Origin of the sequence: Kitasatospora sp. NPDC127116 (assembly GCF_042677365.1) — a bacterium.
Taxonomy (GTDB): Bacteria; Actinomycetota; Actinomycetes; order Streptomycetales; family Streptomycetaceae; genus Kitasatospora; species Kitasatospora lactacystinica.
In genome coordinates this window covers 55,586-74,317 of record NZ_JBHXTL010000031.1, presented here as the reverse complement: position 1 = coordinate 74,317, position 18,732 = coordinate 55,586, and the positions used below count along the sequence as shown (strand labels likewise).

Annotated in this window: 8 protein-coding genes; 3 read left to right on the top strand and 5 right to left on the bottom strand. The window is 74.0% G+C overall.

What is annotated here, in order from left to right:
- Positions 1-148 precede the first annotated feature (148 nt).
- Both ACFVHV_RS15375 and ACFVHV_RS15370 read right to left on the bottom strand, forming a co-directional pair.
- Positions 149-7,714: a LamG-like jellyroll fold domain-containing protein gene (locus tag ACFVHV_RS15375; protein ID WP_380351535.1), complete on the bottom strand. Its 7,566-nt coding sequence runs from the start codon at positions 7,712-7,714 to the stop codon at positions 149-151.
- Between the two features lie 293 nt (positions 7,715-8,007).
- The gene (locus ACFVHV_RS15370; RefSeq protein ID WP_380351533.1) at positions 8,008-9,660 is read right to left on the bottom strand and encodes a phospholipase; all 1,653 of its coding nucleotides are present in this window, start codon (positions 9,658-9,660) and stop codon (positions 8,008-8,010) included.
- 479 nt (positions 9,661-10,139) lie between these two features.
- Here ACFVHV_RS15370 and ACFVHV_RS15365 point away from each other — a divergent pair, with 479 nt between their 5' ends.
- Positions 10,140-10,634, top strand: a complete 495-nt coding sequence (locus tag ACFVHV_RS15365) for a universal stress protein (RefSeq protein WP_359903112.1) — start codon at positions 10,140-10,142, stop codon at positions 10,632-10,634.
- 226 nt (positions 10,635-10,860) lie between these two features.
- Here ACFVHV_RS15365 and ACFVHV_RS15360 read toward each other — a convergent pair whose 3' ends face one another.
- The 3 genes from ACFVHV_RS15360 to ACFVHV_RS15350 all read right to left on the bottom strand — a co-directional run bounded on the left by ACFVHV_RS15360 (position 10,861) and on the right by ACFVHV_RS15350 (position 15,617).
- Positions 10,861-12,198, bottom strand: coding sequence for an MFS transporter (locus tag ACFVHV_RS15360; protein ID WP_359903115.1), 1,338 nt, complete (start codon positions 12,196-12,198; stop codon positions 10,861-10,863).
- A 135-nt stretch (positions 12,199-12,333) separates the two neighbouring features.
- Positions 12,334-12,690, bottom strand: coding sequence for a metalloregulator ArsR/SmtB family transcription factor (locus ACFVHV_RS15355; protein ID WP_359903118.1), 357 nt, complete (start codon positions 12,688-12,690; stop codon positions 12,334-12,336).
- Between the two features lie 155 nt (positions 12,691-12,845).
- Positions 12,846-15,617: a SpaA isopeptide-forming pilin-related protein gene (locus ACFVHV_RS15350; protein WP_380351539.1), complete on the bottom strand. Its 2,772-nt coding sequence runs from the start codon at positions 15,615-15,617 to the stop codon at positions 12,846-12,848.
- A gap of 376 nt (positions 15,618-15,993) precedes the next feature.
- Here ACFVHV_RS15350 and hcp point away from each other — a divergent pair, with 376 nt between their 5' ends.
- Complete coding sequence (gene hcp, locus ACFVHV_RS15345) at positions 15,994-17,664, top strand: hydroxylamine reductase (protein ID WP_380351532.1); 1,671 nt, start codon at positions 15,994-15,996, stop codon at positions 17,662-17,664.
- Positions 17,661-18,710, top strand: a complete 1,050-nt coding sequence (locus tag ACFVHV_RS15340; RefSeq protein ID WP_359903124.1) for a 2Fe-2S iron-sulfur cluster binding domain-containing protein — start codon at positions 17,661-17,663, stop codon at positions 18,708-18,710. The genes hcp and ACFVHV_RS15340 overlap by 4 nt, the downstream gene beginning before the upstream one ends.
- The last annotated feature ends 22 nt before the right edge of the window (positions 18,711-18,732 follow it).

Below are 18,732 nucleotides of genomic sequence, written 5' to 3'. Positions count from 1 at the left end.
GCGCCACCGCGGCCCGGCGGGGCGCACGCGCCCGGGGCGCGTGGTCGATGGCGCGCCATCGACCACGCGCGGGCGCGGCGGACGGACCCGGGGTCCGGTCCTGGTGCGGGCGCCGCGGAACGGGCCCGCCCGCACCAGGACCTCGGGCTCAGGCCTCCACGCCGTAGTACTGGGCGAGGAACCCGATCACGTCGTCCGCGTGCGGGAGCAGCTCGGGCAGTTCCCGGGCGAGCGTCGTGCGGGTGGCCTCGGCCAGTTCGGGCAGTCCGGTGGCGGCGGACTTCACGTACGGGTCGAGGCGGCGGACGAGTTCGTAGTTGCTCTCCACGTCCAGCTGTCGCATGGCCTTCTCCAGCGCCGGCGCGTCGGCCGGCGGGATGTCGGGCAGGACCCGGCTGACGAAGGTGACGCGGTGCAGGACCCGCCAGCACGGCGGCTTGCGGTCGGCCTGTCGGGCCTGGCGCAGCGCCGCCGCGTTGGGGTCGTGTCCGTTCTCCAGCCAGACCGGGTCGACGACCTTGTGGAAGAAGCTGTCGAAGTGTTCGCTGTCCTCCCCGAGGTAGAAGCTGAGGAAGCGGTAGGCGTCCACCTTGCCCGGCACCTTGACGGGGTTGCCGTCCCGGTCGAAGACCGGGTTGCGGTCGGTGTCGTAGCTCTGCAGGTTGCCGCTGGGCGCGACCTCCACCTCCAGTCCGAAGGAGCGGGTGGCCTCCTTGCCGCGGGCCCGGGTGGCGGTCATCCCGCCGCCCACGGAGGCGTCGAGCTGGGCGCCGACGCCGATGCCGGCGATCTGGAAGGAGGTGCCGATCGAGGTGCCCACGGAGCCGGAGAGCGAGTACGAGCCGGCCGTGGTCTCGCTGACCACGTCGGTGGTCTCGGTGGTCTCGGCGAAGAAGCCCCCGGCGGCCGTCCACACGTAGGTGTTGACCAGGTCGCGCCGGGAGAAGCCCTGTCCGGTGGCGCTGTCGGCGGTGTCCCGGCCGCGGGCCGGCGAGGCGTCCGCGCCGATGGCGCCGCCGAGCACCCGGCCGGCCCGCTGGGCGAGCGGGTCGGGGGCGTGGGTCTCGGTGGAGACGCTGTCGTAGTAGCTGTGCAGGCGCTGCTGGTCGCGCTGGATGCGGCGCTTGAGCGCGTACGCCTCGCGGGGCTTGAAGTAGCTGTACTCGCCCCGGTCGCGGGCGCCCCGGTAGTCCGGGTCGGCGACCTTGCCGCGTTCGTCGAAGCCGACGGTGCCGTCCAGGGTGCCCTGCTTGGTGTAGCGCGGGTTGATCGGGAAGGGGACGACGTTCCAGTCCTTGGGGATGTCCGGGTTGGGCTGGATGCGGTAGGCGACGAGGGAGCCGGTGTGCGCCAGGCGCAGCGCGAAGACGTCGGCGGTCTGCGACTGGACGACGGCGAAGCCGGTGTTGGCCGGGACGTACCGCCGCCCGGCGGTGGGGTTGAGCACCCGGCCCGGGTCCTCCCAGTGGCCGGTGAGCGCGACCTTGGTGGTCCGGGCGGTGTTCTCGCCCTGGGAGACGGAGGTGTCCTCGGCCCAGCTGTTGGAGAACTCCAGGTTGCCGCGCACGCTCGCCGAGACGCCGCCCTTGGCGATGGACTTGGCGATGCCGAAGCCGAGCGGGGCGGTGATCATCCAGACGTCGACGTCGACCTCGTTGGAGAGCGCGAAGCCGAAGGCGGCGTCCACGCTGCGCTCCTTGGCGGAGGACAGCGAGCGGACGACCTGTTCGGCCTCGGTGAGTTTGACGGTGGAGGCGCCCTCGAAGGTGTCGCTGCCGGGGTCGGTCAGGCCCGCGGTGAGGTTCTCCGAGGGGATCGGCGGGGCGCCCTCGACGTAGCCGATCAGCTGCGGGTCGAACTGGATCTGGCTGACCCATTCGCTGACCAGTTCGCCGACCTTGTAGCCGGTGATCAGGTGCCAGCGGCCGTCCTGGAGGTAGCTGTAGGCGCGCTTGAGGACGCCGAACGCCTCGCCGCGCGAGCCGTACTGCATGTCGGCGTACTCGGCGACGGCCGGTGCGGCGCCGATGCTCTGGTGGAACGGGGTGCGCAGGCCGGCCAGGGCGGAGCGGACCTGGGCGGCGTCGTTGGAGACCGGCGCGCTGGACAGCACGGTGCGCGGGCGGGTGGCCTCCGGGCCGAGTTCCAGGTGGTTGCCGCGCAGGCCCTCGTCGCGGACCTGGGCGGCGCCCGCCTCGGTGGAGTCCCGGTCGAACGGCCAGTAGGCGACCAGGTCCTCCTTCTCGCCCTTGAGCCGGGTGAACAGGTTGTCCAGCAGCTGCTCGTGGGTGCGGGCGGTGCGCCAGATCCGCACCTCCTCCAGCACGCCGGCGAACGCCTCGGCGGGCTTGCCGTCCTTGAGCACGGCGCCCAGGGTCAGCTGCGGGTCGCCGGCGGCGGCGAAGGCGGTGGTGTCGGGCAGGCCAGGGGTGCCGTCCGGGTCGCAGGCCACGGCGACGCCGTTGCGGTACAGGCGGAAGACGCTGCCGCGCGGGTCGGGGTTGCGCACCCAGCGGGCGCCGCGCAGTCGGGCCGGGTGCGAGCCGGTGGCGTCGGCCGTGGTGCCGCCCGCGTTCTCCTCGAAGCGCCAGTGCGCGACCAGGCCGCGGTCGCGGGCGGTGACGGGGGTGCCGAGCCGGGCGGCGTCCCGGGCGGCGCCCCAGATCCGGACCTCGGCGAGCACCCCGGTCAGCTGCTGGACGGTGGCGCCCTCGCGGGCCCGGCCGAGCTCCAGCGGCGCGTCGTTGCCGCGCGGCCCGGAGCCCTCGTAGCGGGCGGCGCCGATCTCCCGGCCGTCCAGGTGGAAGCGGATGTCCTGCCACTCGCGCACGGCGAGCGACTCGACCAGCTCGACGCTCCGGGTGACCGGCTTGCCGTCGGCGCCGGTGGCGGTGATCTGCTGGGTGCCCTTCTGCTCCTGCATCGAGCGGCCGCCCTTGCGGACCACGGCGATGCGGTGGAAGCGCCCGGCCGTCACGCCCTCGGTGGAGGTGAAGCGCACGGCGCGGCCGTCGGGCTCCTCGAAGGCGAACTCCAGCCGCCCGTCCGGGAGGACGGCCAGCCGGTACGGCACGCTGCCGCCGACGCCGTCGGCGGTGCGGCCCTTGGAGAGCAGGCCCTGGGTCTCGCCGAGCCGGTCGACGCGGGCGAACACCTCCAGGGTCAGGTCGTCGGCGATGTCCAGCGCGTCGTCGTCCGGGACTTCGAGGTGGGCGTCGCCGGTCAACTCGACTGCCCAGGACTGCTGGTAGGCCAGGGCGAGGTGGCTCCACTCGCGCAGCGGGAAGGTCTCCCGGCTGACCACCCGGCGGTCGCCGACGGCCGCGACGGCCCGGTAGCCGCCGTCGGCGACCGGTGAGCGGGCCGGGACGGGGGTCGGCATGCCGCGCAGCTCGGCGTCGCGGTTGTTGCCGGAGCGGTCGGCCAGGACGGGCTGCGCACCGGAGGCGGGCGCGGAGTACGTCCAGTAGCCGAGCAGTCCGGACTCGGTGCCGTTCAGCCGCTTCCCCTGGTCGGCCCGGAGCTCGTCCCCGCCGCGGGCCCTGGACCAGAGCCGGACCTCGTCCAGCCGGACGGAGGCGAACTCGCGGGGCCAGCAGAGCACGGTGCCCAGCGAGAGGCGGCCCTGCCCGCGGTACGGGGCGTTGGCGGTGCGCCGGGCGATCTCCCGGCCGTCCAGGTGGATCACCTGCTGGCGGGTCTCGCGCTGGAAGACGCAGGCCCAGTGGTGCCACTTGGTGTCGCCGAACACCTGGGTGGTGTCCAGGTCGTCGCCGTAGAAGGCGAAGGTGAAACGGCCGTTCGAGCGGAAGCCGATGTGCAGGCTCTCGTCGGCCCGCCCCTGGTCTCCGCTGTGGCCGAGCACGAAGTGGTCCCGGGAGTCGATCATGGTGCGCTGGGCCCAGAACTCCACCGTGAAGTCGCCGTCGCCGAAGCCGAAGGCACCGGGCACCACCGCGGCGTCGTCCGTGCCGTCGAAGACCAGCCCGGACGTCCCCCGGGTGCCGAGCAGCCCGAGGCCGTACGGGGTGTCCCCGGCGTTGGCGTGCAGCAGCCGCACCGGCCCCTCGACCCGCTCCGGGTTGATCCAGGTCTCCAGGGTGAGGTCGCCCGGGGTCGCGGCCCGGGGCAGCTGCCCGGCGGGCAGGGCGAGGAAGCGGCCCTTGCCGTCGAAGGCGTAGGCGCGGCCCGGCATGTCGGCCCGCCAGCGCCCGCTGTGGCCGCGCACCAGCCCGTCCGCGCTGCCCAGCGGCAGTTCGGCCAGGCCGCCGGGGTCGACGGTGATCAGCCGGGAACCCTCGGCGAGGGTGCTGCCGGGCTGCGAGGACTCGGACCAGCGGTGGTCGTAGCGCACCCGCTGCACGCTCATCCCGGGCGTCAGCAGGGTCGGCTCCGCACCCGCGCCCAGGCGCAGCGACTTCGACCCGGCCGGGTGGCTGCCGTCGAAGCGGAAGCCGTGGCCGCCGACGGTCACGAAACCGGGGCCGGCCAGCGGGGCGAGGGTGCCCTCGGTGAACTGCACCACGTCGCCGTCGATCCGCAGCACCGTGCCGATCGTGACGGGCTGCTCGGCCGCGCCGTTCACCACCGCGGCGAAGTCCTCGGCCCGGCGCGGCAGATGGGACCACTTCTCGGTCTGCCCGTCGTGCCGGATCGTCAGGGTGACCTGCGCCGGCCCGTCCCCGGCTTCGACGGTGATCCCGGTCGGGCCGAGATCGGTGGCCGCGTCCCGGGCCGTGAAGGAGACCGTCCGTCCGCCGGAGGGCAGCTGCCGGGAGGAGCGCAGCACCTGGGTGTCGTAGTAGGCGGCGAAGAACTGGCCGTTCCCGCCCCGGAAGTAGAGCACCACGTTGCCGGTGGCGCTGTCCAGCAGGAACGGGCGGTCGGCGGCTCGGGCGAAGCCCAGCAGCGCGCCGGACCCGCTCAGCCCGGTGCGGTCGACGGTGAGCTGGGGCACCGGCAGGGCGATGTCGTCGGAGCCGCGCACCCCGCCGGTGAGCCGGCCCAGCTCCTCCTGCTTGGCCGCGAGTCCGGCCTGCTGGGCGGCCAGGTCGCGGCGCAGCTGGGCGAGCCGGTCCTGCTTGACGGCGAGCAGTTCCAGGCGCCGGCCGAGTTCGGAGATCCGCTGGTTCAGCCGGTCGGTGGCGGGGCTGGTCCTCAGCGAGCTGTCGATCCGCTCCAGGGCCAGGACGCCCTCGCCGGAGGCGTTCGCCGTCGAGTAGTCGTACTGGACGATGCGGTCGCCCTGACTGTCCCGGGCGGCGACCAGCCTGCTGCTGCGGCGCACCACCAGGCCGGTGCCGTTCCAGGTGTCGAGCGCGAAGTGGGTGGAGTCGTTGTCGGCCTCCCGGTCGTACTGGATGATGCGGGCGTCGTTGCCGGTCTCACGGCCCGCGACGTTCATGTCGAGCCCGGAGTTGGCGTTCCGGACGAAGTAGCAGGTGACGCCGTTGAGCGTGGTGCCGGTCGGCTCGAAGGTCCAGATCGTCGACGCGGCCTGCCGGTCGGCGGTGCGCACCAGCGGGGCGACGGCGTCCTTGCGGTTGCCGTCCACCGCGAGGTACTGGTCCTTGCCGTCCCTCTGCAGCTTGAACCGCAGCCGGTAGCGCCAGTTGGTGACGTCGTTCTCCAGCGTGGCGCGCGCCTCGGCCCGCTGGCGCTCGATGTCCGGGATCTCCGCGGTCTCCAGCTGGAGGCGGGTGATCTCGGCCTCGGTTCCCGCGATGTCCCGGGTCAGCCGGGCCACCTGGGCGTCCACCTCGCCGGCCGCCTCCACGTTCCCGCTGGACTCCGGAGCGGCCAGCACCGGCAGGGCCAGTTCCTCCGGGACCTGCGCCAGCCGGCCGTCCCGGCCCACGCCCAGGTCCACGGTGGCGACGTAGGCCTCCTCGGTGGCGGCGCCGGTCACCGGGTCGGGCCCGCCGGTGGTGCAGGCCAGCAGCACCCTGGCCTGGCGCTTGACCGGCTTGGCCGTCCGCTCGTAGCCGGCCGGCGCGGTCTCCTGCTGGTGGTGCAGCAGCGCGGACAGGCCGGAGACCACCCGGCGCCCGGTGAAGGCGAAGCTGCTGCGGCTCACCCCGGGGTCCTCGCCGACCGGGGCCTCGGAGGTGACCCAGGCGGGTCCGCCGCTCAGCGCGGCGTGCCGGGCGTGGTCGGTCTGGTCGTGCAGCGTGGCGCCGGAGCCCTCGTCGAAGCGGTAGTAGGCGGCCAGGCCCGGCTCGTTGCCGATCAGGCGCCGGCCGCGGTCGGCGGCGATCTCCGCGCCGCCGCGCGGGCGGAGCCAGATCCGCACCTCGTCCAGTTCCGCGCGCCCGAACGACCGCGCACCACGCCCCAGGGTGAGCCCGCCGAGGCCGGCGTACGGCATGTCCGTGGTGCGGCGGCCAAGTTCGACGCCGTCGCGGTAGACGATCTGCTCGCGGGTGTCCCGGACGAAGACGCAGGCCCAGTGGTGCCAGTCGGTGTCCGTCCAGCGCTGCGGCAGGTCCAGGTCGTCGTGGAAGAAGGCGAAGGTGAAGGTGTCGTCCGGGCGGAAGCCGATGTGCAGGGTGCGCAGCCGGACCCCCTTGGAGGCGCCGTGGCCGATCAGGAAGTCCTCGCGGCCGCCGGTGGCGGTGCGCCGGGCCCAGAACTCCACCGTGAAGTCGCGGTCGGCCAGGTCGAGGGCGCTGCTGGGCAGTTCGGCCACGTCGTCGACGCCGTCGAAGCGCAGCGCCGTCCCGGCGCGGCCGCCCTCGCCCGCCGCGGGCACCAGCGGCCTGCCGGTGAACGGGCAGGTGCCGGGTGCGCCCTCGTGGACGGCGCTGCGGTAGCGCGGGTCGGGGCTGGTCCAGGCCTGGGTGCCCTGGGTGTTGAACAGGCCGTCCCTGCTGCGCTCGACGCTGAAGCCGTCGATCCGGCCGGTGGCGTCGTTGTGCGCGAAGACCTGCCAGCGCTCCCGGCCGTGCACGGCGGTGGGGACCAGCAGGGCGGTGAAGCGGCCCTCGGAGAGGTTGCGGACGAAGGACAGTTCCTGGGTGGGCTCGACGAACGGCTGCCCCTCCATGTCCTGGGTGCCGAGGCTGTCCTTGGCGGAGTCCGGGCGGCCCTTGTGCCGGCTGCGCCGGTAGCGGACCTCCAGCACCGGCTTCAACTCGCCGCCGGCCAGGACGAAGCGGTCGCACAGCAGGGTGGCGTCGACCACCGGGACCTTGGCCTCGCCGCCCTTGGCCAGGTGGTCGGTGCGCGCCGGGTCGCCCGAGGAGCCGGCGCCGTCGGCGAGCCGGAACACCGCGTCGGGGTGGTCGGCGCGCACCGACTGGCGCAGCACGTACAGGTGGGTGCCGTCGGAGAGGACGTGGAAGGGGGCGGCGGCGCCGAGCCGCGCGGTGCTGGACAGGAACCGGTCCAGTTCCTGCTCGTCCAGCCGCTCCGCCGCGTCCGCCTCGACCCGCCCGCCGCGCTTGACGACGGGCATCCGCACCGTGCCCGCCACCGCGTAGCCGACCCGCGCCACCTCGGAGGGGAAGCGCAGTTGCAGCGGGTCCTCCGACCAGTACGCCGCGTCGGCCTCGCCCTTCGCCTCGTCGTGCTGCGACAGGTCCAGGACGCTGTAGACGATGCGCCGTTGGTCGTCCATCGCGAACGCGACCGTGCTGCCCTGGTGCCGCACGGTCGTGGTGTGCACGTAGGCGCGGTCGCTGTAGACCTTCGCCAGGTGCTGCGTCTCCGTCAAGCTTCCACCTCACACCCGGTGGCCGCGGGGTCACCGGCGGCCACACGATCAACACGGATCGTGTCCACGCTCTCACCGGCCGTGACGGGCCATCAAGATGCTTTCGCGCCATGACACACGGGTGATCACGCCACCGCTCTTCCACCTCTCGAACGGGAAGTCGAATCACCGCTCGTCGCCCGCGGCGCGCGACCGCGGAGGGCGGGCCCCCCGCCCCGGGATTCCGGAGCGGGGAGCCCGCCGGCCGGACGGCAGGCATCAGGCGTCAGGCATCAGGCATCAGGCACCGGGCGTCAGGCGCGGCAGGTCCCGGTGGACCAGTCGACGGTCGCGGCGGCCTGCGAGTACCGCCACTCGGGCCCGAGCAGGTCGCGGTCGAGCTGCGCGGCCGCGTCGCGGCTCTCGACGATGTAGCCGAAGTCCTGCAGCCAGGCCGGGTACAGGTTCTTCGAGCCGATGTAGAAGGCCGAGTCGTCGACCGAGACCAGCTTGTGGTGCAGCGCGTACGGGTGCCCGTCGGCCCAGGTGGCGGTGGGGGCGGCGCGGAAGGAGGCGAGCTGGAGGTTGCCGCAGAGGGCCGCGGCGGCCTTGCCCTGGTCGCCGGTGAGCGCGGTGAGCCGGGCCTTCAGGACGTCGCTGATCTCGGCGAGGGACTTCATCTGCGAGTAGCCTCCGCTGCCCACGGTGCCCCGGTTGGCCGGGTCGCTGACCACGATCCGCACCTTGACGCCGGCGGCCAACTTGGCGGCCAGCGTGTCGTAGAGCCGGGAGTCGTAGCGCGAGAGCGGCGGGCAGGTGCCGTTCAGGTCCTGCTGGGAGATCTCGACGTGCCGCTGGGCGCTGCCGACCAGGGCGCGCAGGGCGTTCTCCTCGGGGTTGACGGTCTCGTAGTCGCGGTCGGCGTTGGTGTTGTCGTGCAGGGTCAGCGGGCCGCACTTGGCGTCCGCCGCCCCGGGGACGGGACCGGGCTGGTAGCGGGAGGAGGGGTCCGCGTCCTTGATGCCGACGCCGAGGCCGCCGACGGCTATCACCGGGACGTTCCCGGCGGCGGGGGCGGGCGGGTTGAGCTCGCGTTCGATCGAGGGGCGGCAGGCGCCACCGTCCGAGGAGGCGAACCACGCGTTGTCGAGCAGGCCGGTCCGGCCGCAGGTCCACTCCCACAGGGTGTCCAGGTAGCGGCCGGCGGAGGTCGCGGCGGGGCCGGTGAGCGCGAGGTCGACGTCCGAGACGGGGTGCGCGGTGTCGAGGTAGTCCTTGCTCCAGCCGTTGATGCCGCCGGTGAGGACGGTGCGCCCGTCGACCACCAGGAGCTTGGAGTGGTTCCAGGAGAAGGCGGTGCGCGAGGCGGTCATCGAGGCGATGTTGAGGCTGACCGAGGAGGCGGCCGGTCCGAGCTTGGCGACCAGCTCGTCCCGGTAGCGCGACGGCAGCACGTTGGCGTTGTACAGCGGCGCCGCGCCGACCAGGATGCGCACGACCGGGCGGTGCCCGGCGGCGACCGAGGCCTTGAGCCCGGCGACCAGGGCCTCCTCGAATCCGCCGTCGGGGAACGGCGCGAGGCTGGAGACGTCGACGGTACGGGTGGCGGCGGAGACGTCGGCGGTCATCTTCGCGAGCAGCGCGCGGGTGCCGGGCCGGTCGGCGCAGGTGGCGTCGCCCCAGCAGGCGGGCGTCTGGAACAGCCAGCCGGCGGGGCCGCCGGCCCGGTCGGCGCCGGCCAGGGCGTTGCCGTCGGTGCGCTGCCAGACCGTGCCCTCCAGGCCGGGCGACACCTGGCGCAGCACCCGCTCGACGGCGTCGAGGTGGGCGGTGTCCGTGCCCTGCGCGGGCGCGGGGTCGGCGTGGGACGGCGCGGCCGGCAGGACGGTGAGCAGGGTGCTGGCCGCGACGGCGGCGAGGGCACCGCGCAGAGCGCGGCGGGGTCGGCGGGAGCCGGGACGGTACACGTGAGGATCCTTCAGAACATGGCAGGCGTCGTGCTGTTCGCCTACGAGACACCCAGAGACTACCGGCTGGTAACAGGCCGTCAAACTTGGGCATGACAAGAGCGTGGACGGGGCCGGCCGACCCCGGCGGGATCCGGCCCACGCCCCTGAGCTGCACCGACGCCGCCGGCCGAGCCGCCGGGCAGCCGTCCGGCAGCTGTTCGCCGCCCGGGGAGATCACGCCGCGGGCGGCGGTCGGCGCGCAGCGCGGTCCGGCCCGGCCCGGCCCGGCCGACGGAGGAGCACGGACATGCCGCCGCGCCGTTGCCGGAGGATCATGAAAGCAGTGGACGCGCCGGTCTCCGCGCCTCCCCGGATCCGCCGATTCACCGAGTCGCCGAGTCGCCGAGTCGCCGATCCACCGATCCACCGATCCACCGATCCACCGGATCCGCCGAGCCTGTCGGTCCGCTGCCAGGCCTCACCTCCTGGAGGTCCCCGTGAACAGCTCACCCGCGTCAAGTCCCGCCGGGCCGATCGTCGTCGGTACGGACGGCTCGGAGCACGCCCGCAGGGCCGTGCTCTTCGCCCTTCGCGAGGCACAGCTGCGGAGAGTGGGCGTACGGGCCGTCTGCGCCTTCGGCGGCCGACACGCCGATCCGCCGGACCGGGCCATGACGGGCTGGTTCCGCCCGAGCGGCGATCCGGAGCCGCATCTGCACGACGCCGTCGCCCGGGAGGTGACGGACCTGGTCGAGGAGCTGCGACAGCAGGTCGGCGAACCGTACGTCGAGGTCGAGGTGCGCTGCGAGCACGGCCGCCCGGCTCAGGTCCTGCTGGAGGAGAGCCGGGACGCCGGCCTGCTGGTGGTGGGCACCCGCGGTGCCGGCCGCTGGGGCCGGCTCGCCCTCGGCTCGACCAGCACCGAGATCGTCCACCACGCCCACCTCCCCGTCGTCGTCGTACCGCCCGAGCCCGGCACCGCGCCCGGGTGAACCCCTGCGCCCGGCGTCCCGTCGAGGGCCCGCACACGTGCGCCGGGGAAGGCCGGCGTCTCCGTGGTCACCGTGCGCGGGGTGGCGTTCGCCGGGTCGCGGAGCACCCGGTGCGACCGCCCCGCCACGAGATCGATCCCGCCCGCGGCCGTCACGCCGGACGGCGAGGCGCTGCCCGCCTTCCAGGACACGCGGGTCGGCACCGGCACACCAGGTGTCCGTCCGGTCAGCCGGGGACGGTGGCGCCGCCGCGTTTCCCGCTCGCCGCCACCGCGGCCGGGCCCGTCGTCCCGGGCACCGCGCGCCAGGCGCGGGCGGCGAGTACACCGGAGGCGAGGGCCACGGCGCCGAGGGCGACGGAGGCCGCGGTGAGGCCCAGGGTGGCGCCGAGCCAGCCGGCCAGGGGGTAGGTGAGCAGCCAGCAGCCGTGGGAGAGGGAGAACTGGGCGGCGAAGACGGCAGGAAGCTCCTCGGCGGCCACCGAGTCGCGCAGGACCCGGCCGGTGGGGGTGAGGATCAGCGAGCCGACCGCGCCGAACGCCGCCCAGACGGCGAGCAGGACGGGCCAGCGCCAGGCGCCCGGCCCGGCGGCGGTCAGCGCGGCGAGCAGGGCGAAGAGGCCGACGATGCCGAAGGCCGCCGGGAGCATGACGGTCCGGTCCGGCAGCCGGTCCAGCACCCGGGGCAGCAGCAGCGCCACGACCATCGACCCGGCCCCGTAGGCGCCGAGCGCGATCGGGACGTCGGTGGCGGGGCGGCCGAGCGGGCCGCGGACGTAGACGACGGTGTTGACGATCACCATCGCACTGGCCGCGGCCGCCGCGAGGTCCAGGGCGAGCATCGCGCGCAGCCGGGGCACGGCGAGGAACAGCCGGGTGCCGCGGACGGACCGGGCGAGGACGCCCCCACCGGGCCGCGCCCGGTCCCGCTTCGACCGGTCCCGCTTCGACCGGACCGGCTCCGGGCCGCCCTGCCCGACCGGCTCCGGCCGGACCCGCTTCGGCAGGGCGGCGGAGAGCACCAGGACGGCGGAGGCGAGGAACCCGGCGGCGGTGCCCCAGAACAGCCAGTTGTAGCTGATCAGCGCGAGCAGGGCGGCCGCGAGCACCGGGCTGACCAGGCTCTCGGTGTCGTAGGCGAGCCGGGACAGCGACAGGGCGCGGGTGTACGCGCGCTCCTCGGGCAGCACCTCGGGGATCACCGACTGGAAGGCCGGGGTGAAGGCCGCCGAGGCGGATTGCAGCACGAAGATCAGGACGTAGACCTGCCACACCTCGGTGACGAAGGGCAGGGTGAGGGCGACGCCCGCCCGGGTGAGGTCGGAGGCGGCCATCAGGCGTCGGCGCGGGATGCGGTGGGCCAGCGCGGTGACCACCGGGGCGATGCCGACGTACGCGAGCATCTTGATCGCCAGTGCGGTGCCGAGCACCGATCCGGCGTCCGCTCCGGCGAGGTCGTACGCGAGGAGGCCGAGCGCGACGGTGGCGAGGCCGGTGCCCACCAGGGCGACGATCTGGGCGGCGAACAGGTGCAGATAGGTGCGGTTGCGCAGCACGGACAGCATGGAGGACCCCGCTCGGACTGGGCGCGGCAGGACGACACGACCAGGATAGGTCAACATGTGCACGCATGTGCACATGTTGACGAAAAGGCGGCCCGCACCCCGGAGGGCACGGGCCGCGGAGCCGGAGGGTACGGGTCAGTCGTGCGGGGGGAGCTCGCCGAGCTGGTGGTCGGCGACGCTCAGCGCCTCGTCGACCAGCCGGCGCAGGTGGCCGTGGCGCAGCGCGTAGACGACGCGCCTGCCGTCCTTGCGGGTCGTGACCAGGCCGGCCAGCCGGAGCTTGCCGAGGTGCTGGCTGACCGACGTCCGGGGGGCCCCGGTCGCCTCGGTCAGCGTGGTCACGTCGGCCTCACCGGCGCTCAGCCGCTGGAGCAGGGCGAGCCGGGTGCGGTCCGCGAGCAGCGCCAGGATGCCGGCCGCGGCCTCCAGCCGCTCGTCGTCCCGATGCTCCTGCGCATGGTGTGCACCTGATATCCGAAGGCTCCCGCTCATGGCGCCATCGTAGGGCCCCGGGCCGGCCTGCCGAAGCGCCGCGACACCGGCCCGGGCACCGCCCGGCCGGAGGGGCCGCCATGGGCTCCTCCGGCCGGGTCGTCGTCTCACGCGGTCACGAGCTCACGCGATGACGAGCTCGCGCGGTCACGAGCTCACGCGTTCATGCCCCACAGGAAGCCCGGCACGGGCGTGTAGCGCACGTACGGACTCCACTCGTCGCCCGGCGGGCAGGGGGTGGGCGGGCACGGCGGCGGCGGGCACTTGCTGTCCTCCACCGTGATCGCCACGCACGGGCAGTCCTTGCTCAGCCCGACCTCGGTCACCGGGTGCTGCGGCAGGCTGTAGCCCTCGGGCGCGGAGACCTCCTGCCAGTAGTACGTGCCCAGCGGGAGACCGCTCGCGGAGCAGACACCCGACGCCGGCGTGACGCACGGGGAGCCGACGGCCGTGTCGGGGTTGGCCCCGGAGGTCTGCAGACCGGGCACGCCGTTGCTCTCGCGCCACAGCTGGAAGACCGCGCCCGCCAGCGGCCGGCCCGTACCGGCGTCGACCTTGGTGACGGAGGTCGACCCGTTCGGGGCGGGCGTCCTCCCGTCCCGGACGGTCACCTGGATGTTCTGCCCACCGGTGTCGAGGACCACCGTCGTCACCGCGGGCCGCGGCAGGTCGTAGCCGGGCGGAGCCGCCGTCTCCTGCCAGTAGTACGTCCCCAGCGGCAGGCCGTCCGCCGAGCAGACGCCCGACGCCGGCGTGACGCACGCGGAGCCCACGGCGGTGTCGGGGTTGGCCCCGGAGGTCTGCAGACCGGGCACGCCGTTGCTCTCGCGCCACAGCTGGAAGGAGGCACCCGCCAGCGGCTGCCCGGTGGCGGAGTCGACCTTGGTGACGCCGGTGGTACCGGTGGGAGCGGTGGTCTGGGTGTCGGCGACGCCGACCGGGGTGTGCTGCCCGTTCATGTCCAGCACCACGGTGGTCACGTTGAGCTCGGGCAGCTCGTACCCGTCGGGCGGCGAGACCTCCTGCCAGTAGTAGGTGCCCAGCGGCAGGCCGTCCGCCGTGCAGACGCCCGACGCCGGGGTGACGCACGGGGAGCCGACGGCCGTGTCGGGGTTGGCCCCGGAGGTCTGCAGACCGGGCACGCCGTTGGTCTCGCGCCACAGCTGGAAGACCGCGCCCGCCAGCGGCTGCCCCGTACCGGCGTCGGTCTTCGTCACGGTGGTGGACCCGGTGGGGGCGGTGTTCGGGGTGTCGGCGACGTTGACCGGGGTGCTCTGCCCGTTGGTGCTCAGCACCACGGTGGTCACGTTGAGCTCGGGCAGCTCGTACCCGGGGGGCGGCGCCGTCTCCTGCCAGTAGTAGGTGCCCAGCGGCAGGCCGCTCGCCGAGCAGACTCCCGACGCGGGGGTGACGCAGGCGGAGCCCACGGCGGTGTCGGGGTTGGCCCCGGAGGTCTGCAGACCGGGCACGCCGTTGGTCTCGTGCCACAGCTGGAAGGTCGCGCCCGCCAGCGGCTGCGAGGTCGCCGAGTCGATCTTCGTCACGCTGGTGGAGCCGGTCTCGACGACCGGGCTCCGGGTGTCCCGGACGGTGACCGGGACGTTCTGCCCACCGGTGTCGAGGACCACGGTCGTCACCGCGGGCTGCGGCAGGTCGTAGCCGGGCGGAGCCGCCGTCTCCTGCCAGTAGTAGGTGCCCAGCGGCAGGCCCGCGGTGGAGCAGAGGCCGTTGCTCCCGGTGGTGCAGGGGGCGCCCACCTTGGTGTCCGGGGTGGTCCCCGAGGTCTGCAGGCCCGCGACGCCGTTGGTCTCACGCCACAGCTGGAAGACCGCGCCCGCCAGCGGCTGCGAGGTCACCGAGTCGACCTTCGTCACGCTGGTCGAGCCGGTGGGAGCCGGGGGGTTGCCGCAGTCCGGGAGGTCGCCGTTGAAGGGGTAGGCGTGGAACTCGGTCCCGGTCATGCCCGAACCGGAGTTGTGCAGCAGGGTGCCGGTGGTGAAGAACCGTCCGTTCAGGCCGGGCAGGTTCATCGTGGCGGTGCTGGCCGGGTTGCCGACCAGCACGCTGCCCTGGAACTGCCCCGATCCCGTGAGGGTGACGGTCGTCGCGGTGGGGAAGTTCCACAGCAGTCGCTCGCGCAGCTGGTTCCAGGGGTCGGTGTCCTGGAGGCTTCCGCTGTAGGTGTTGATGGTGCGGGCGCCGCCCACGAGGTTGACGAGCACGGTCGCGTTCGCGGGGATTCCGGCGAACGCGACGCCCTGGGTGGAGCCGCCGCGCCCGACGATGTCGAAGTCGACGTTGAAGACCTGGAGGGCGGAGGTGCCGTCACCGGTGAACAGGGTCTGGAACCCCTGGTTGACGGCGGTTCCGGTGGCGGGGCGGGGCGTGCCGACCCCGGCGTAGCAGGCGCTGGCCGTCTGCAGCTCGCCGCGCAGCGGCGTGTAGGCGGCCACGGCCCGCGGGTCCTGGACCTTGGTGCCGGTGATGGTGCCGGTGGTCGTGCCCGCGTAGCGGACGACGCCTCCCTCGGCCAGGAGCGACTGCCCCGGGGCCACGGTGACGTTGCCTCCGGCGGTGAGGAAGTCGGCCCCGTCCGGCGGGGGGACGCGCGAGCCGACGCCGACGATGCCGATGTTGTAGACGGAGCTGACTCCGGCGGCCTTGTTCATGCTGAAGGAGCCGAGGGTCACCACGTGCCCCTCGGCCTCGGCGGCCGAGCCGCTGACGTTGAAGTCGCCGCCGACGAAGATGTTCACGCCGGCGTCGCGCCCCGCGAAGGGCCCGTTGTTGACCGGCGGGAACGTCGCCGGGCAGTCCGCGCCCAGGCAGGGCCCGAGGCCTCCCGGGAGGCCGGCCGCGTAGGCGGCCGTCGGTGCGACGAGCGACATGCCGAAGGGGACGAGCGTCAGGGCCAGGGCGGATCCCATCACCCTGCCTAGTCTTCGTCCCCAGCCGACGGCGGTCGTCGGATGCTGACTGGGCTTCACGTCAGTCCTTTCATCACATGAACATAAAGACAACCCTCGGAGTGTTCTCCTCGAAGCCCCGAGCGGCGGCGACCCACCGGTGTTTTCGTCTGAACGCTGCGTCAGGTGCACCCGATCGGACGCGCACCCAAGGACCCGCGGACCCGGCGGACCCACGGACACGGCAGGCCCGGCGCCGGTGCACCGGCAGGGTCTCCCGGCCCCGGATTGGGGTCCTCCGACCCTGATGCGCCGTCAGCACTGACCCCATCCTGGACGCGTCGAGGCCCACCCGCCGCCTCGCCCGAACGACACCACGAGTCCCCGGAGGACCCGCATGTTCTGCTTCCAGTGCGAACAGACCGACCGCACCGGCGCCACCCCCGGCTGCGCCGGTCCGATCGGCAACTGCGGCAAGGATTCCCCCACTTCGGACCTCCAGGACCTGCTCATCCACGCGGTCAAGGGCATCTCCCAGTACGCCGCCAGGGCCCGCGCCCTCGGCGCCCCGGACGACGAGGCCGCCGCCTTCGTCCTGTACGCGGTCTTCACCACGCTCACCAACGTCAACTTCAACCCCACCCGCTTCGCCGCCCTGATCCAGCTGGCCGTCGGCGTCCGCACCCGGGCCAAGGAGCGCTACGAGCGGGCCGCGCGCGCCGCCGGCCAGGAGCCGCAGACGCTCACCGGGCCCGCCGCCTGGACCCCCGGGGCGGACCCGGCGACGCTGGTGGGCCAGGCCCCGGACGTCCGGGTGAACCTCGGGCTCCCCCTCGTCGGGCCGGAGGTCGTCGGGCTCCGCTCGCTCCACCTCTACGCGCTCAAGGGCATCTGCGCCTACGCCCACCACGCCGACGTGCTCGGCCGCCGCAGCGCCGAGGTCCTCGGCGGCGTCGAGGACGCCCTCGCCTACCTGGCCGGCGAACCGACCGACCCCGCCGAACTGCTGGAGCGCGCCGTCGGCCTCGGCCGGCTGAACCTCGCCGCGATCGAACTGCTCGACGCCGCCAACACCGGCACCTACGGCCCCCAGCAGCCCACCACGGTGCGCACCACCCCCGTCGCCGGAAAGGCGATCCTGGTCAGCGGCCACGACCTGCGGGACCTGGAAGCCGTCCTGGTGCAGACCAGGGACCAGGGCATCAACGTCTACACCCACGGCGAGATGCTCCCCGCCCACGCCTACCCGCTGCTCAAGTCCCACCCGCACCTGGCCGGCAACTACGGCGGCGCCTGGCAGGACCAGCAGCAGGAGTTCGCCGCCTTCCCCGGCCCGATCCTGATGACCTCCAACTGCATCATCGAACCGCACGTCAGCTACCGCCGCCGGATCTACACCGCCGGACCGGTCGGCTGGCCCGGCGTCCGGCACCTCGCCGACCACGACTTCCGTCCGCTGATCCAGGCCGCCCACGCGCTGCCCGGATTCCCGGAGACCGCCGCCGAGGAGGAGGCCGTCACCGTCGGCTTCGGCCGGGACGCCGTGCTCGCGGTCGCCGACCAGGTGGTCCACGCCGTGCGGCAGGGCACCATCCGTCACTTCTTCCTGATCGGCGGCTGCGACGGCCCCACCCCCGGACGCGACTACTACACCGACTTCGCCCTCGGCGCGCCCCGGGACAGCGTGGTGCTCACCCTCGGCTGCGCCAAGTACCGCTTCAACCGGCACGACTTCGGCGAGATCGCGGGCCTCCCCCGGCTGCTGGACCTCGGCCAGTGCAACGACACCTACTCCGCCATCCGGATCGCCACCGCGCTGGCCGACGCCTTCGAGTGCGAGGTCGACGACCTGCCGCTCACCCTGGCCCTGTCCTGGACCGAGCAGAAGGCCGTCGCCGTACTGCTCACCCTGCTCGCCCTGGGCATCCGCAACATCCACCTCGGCCCCTCGCTGCCCGGCTTCCTGACCCCCGCCCTGGTCGACGAACTGGTGAAGCGGTTCGACCTGCGGGTGATCGGCGACCCGGCGGCCGACCTGGCCGCGGCCCTCGAACGGACGGCGTCATGAGCACCGCCGACCCGGCGGAGGCGACCGGCCCGCACCCCGTCACCCTCACCACCAGCGACGGCGGCCGGCTGGAGTTCGACTGCGCCCCCGGCCGCAGCGTCCTGGAGGCCGCGGCGGAGGCCGGCGCCGCCCTCCCGGCCTCCTGCCGCCGGGGCACCTGCGGCTCCTGCCACGCCTCCGTCACCGACGGCCCGTACGAACTCGGCCCGCACAGCGAGCAGGCCCTCCCCCCGGGCGAGCGCGAACACGGCGAGGTGCTGCTCTGCCGCACCTTCCCGCGCGGACCGCTGACGGCCGCCCTGCCGTACGAGCAGTCCCGCATCCTGTACGGCGGCATCCCGGTCCGCGAAGCCACCCTCACCGCGGTGGAGCCGGTGACGCCGGACACCGTACGGCTGGAGCTGCGCCTCGACGACCCGGACTGCCAGTTCGACCCGGGCCGGTTCATGGAGCTCCAGGCTCCCGGCAACGAGGTCGGGCGCGCGTACTCCCTCGCCAACACCGGCAACTGGGAGGGACGCCTGGAGTTCTTCGTCCGGCTGCGGCACGGCGGGCACTTCTCCACGTACCTCGCCGAGCGGGCCCGCCCCGGCGACCGGCTCACGGTACGCGGCCCGCAGGGCGCCTTCGGCCTCCACGAGACCGGCCTGCGGCCACGCTGGTTCGTGGCCGGCGGCACCGGCCTCGCCCCGCTGCTGGCGATGGTCCGCCGGATGGCCGAATGGCAGGACCCGCAGCCCGCCCGACTCCTCCTCGGCGTCAACGAACCGCAGGACGTCTTCGGACTGAACGAACTGGCCGCCGTGGCCGCCGAGTTGCCCGGCTTCCGGTACGACATCTGCGTCCGGAAGCCGGGCCCCGACTGGTCCGGACCGACCGGCACCCCGGCCGACCTCCTGGCCGCCGCCCTCCCCGAACTCGGCACCACCACACCCGACCTGTACGTCTGCGGCCCGCCACCCCTGGTCGACGCCGTCCTGCACACCGCCGCACTCGCCGGCGTACCGTCCGACCAGATCCACCGGGAACGCTTCCTGGCCACCTGACCCCCGCCGCCCCCGCCCCTCA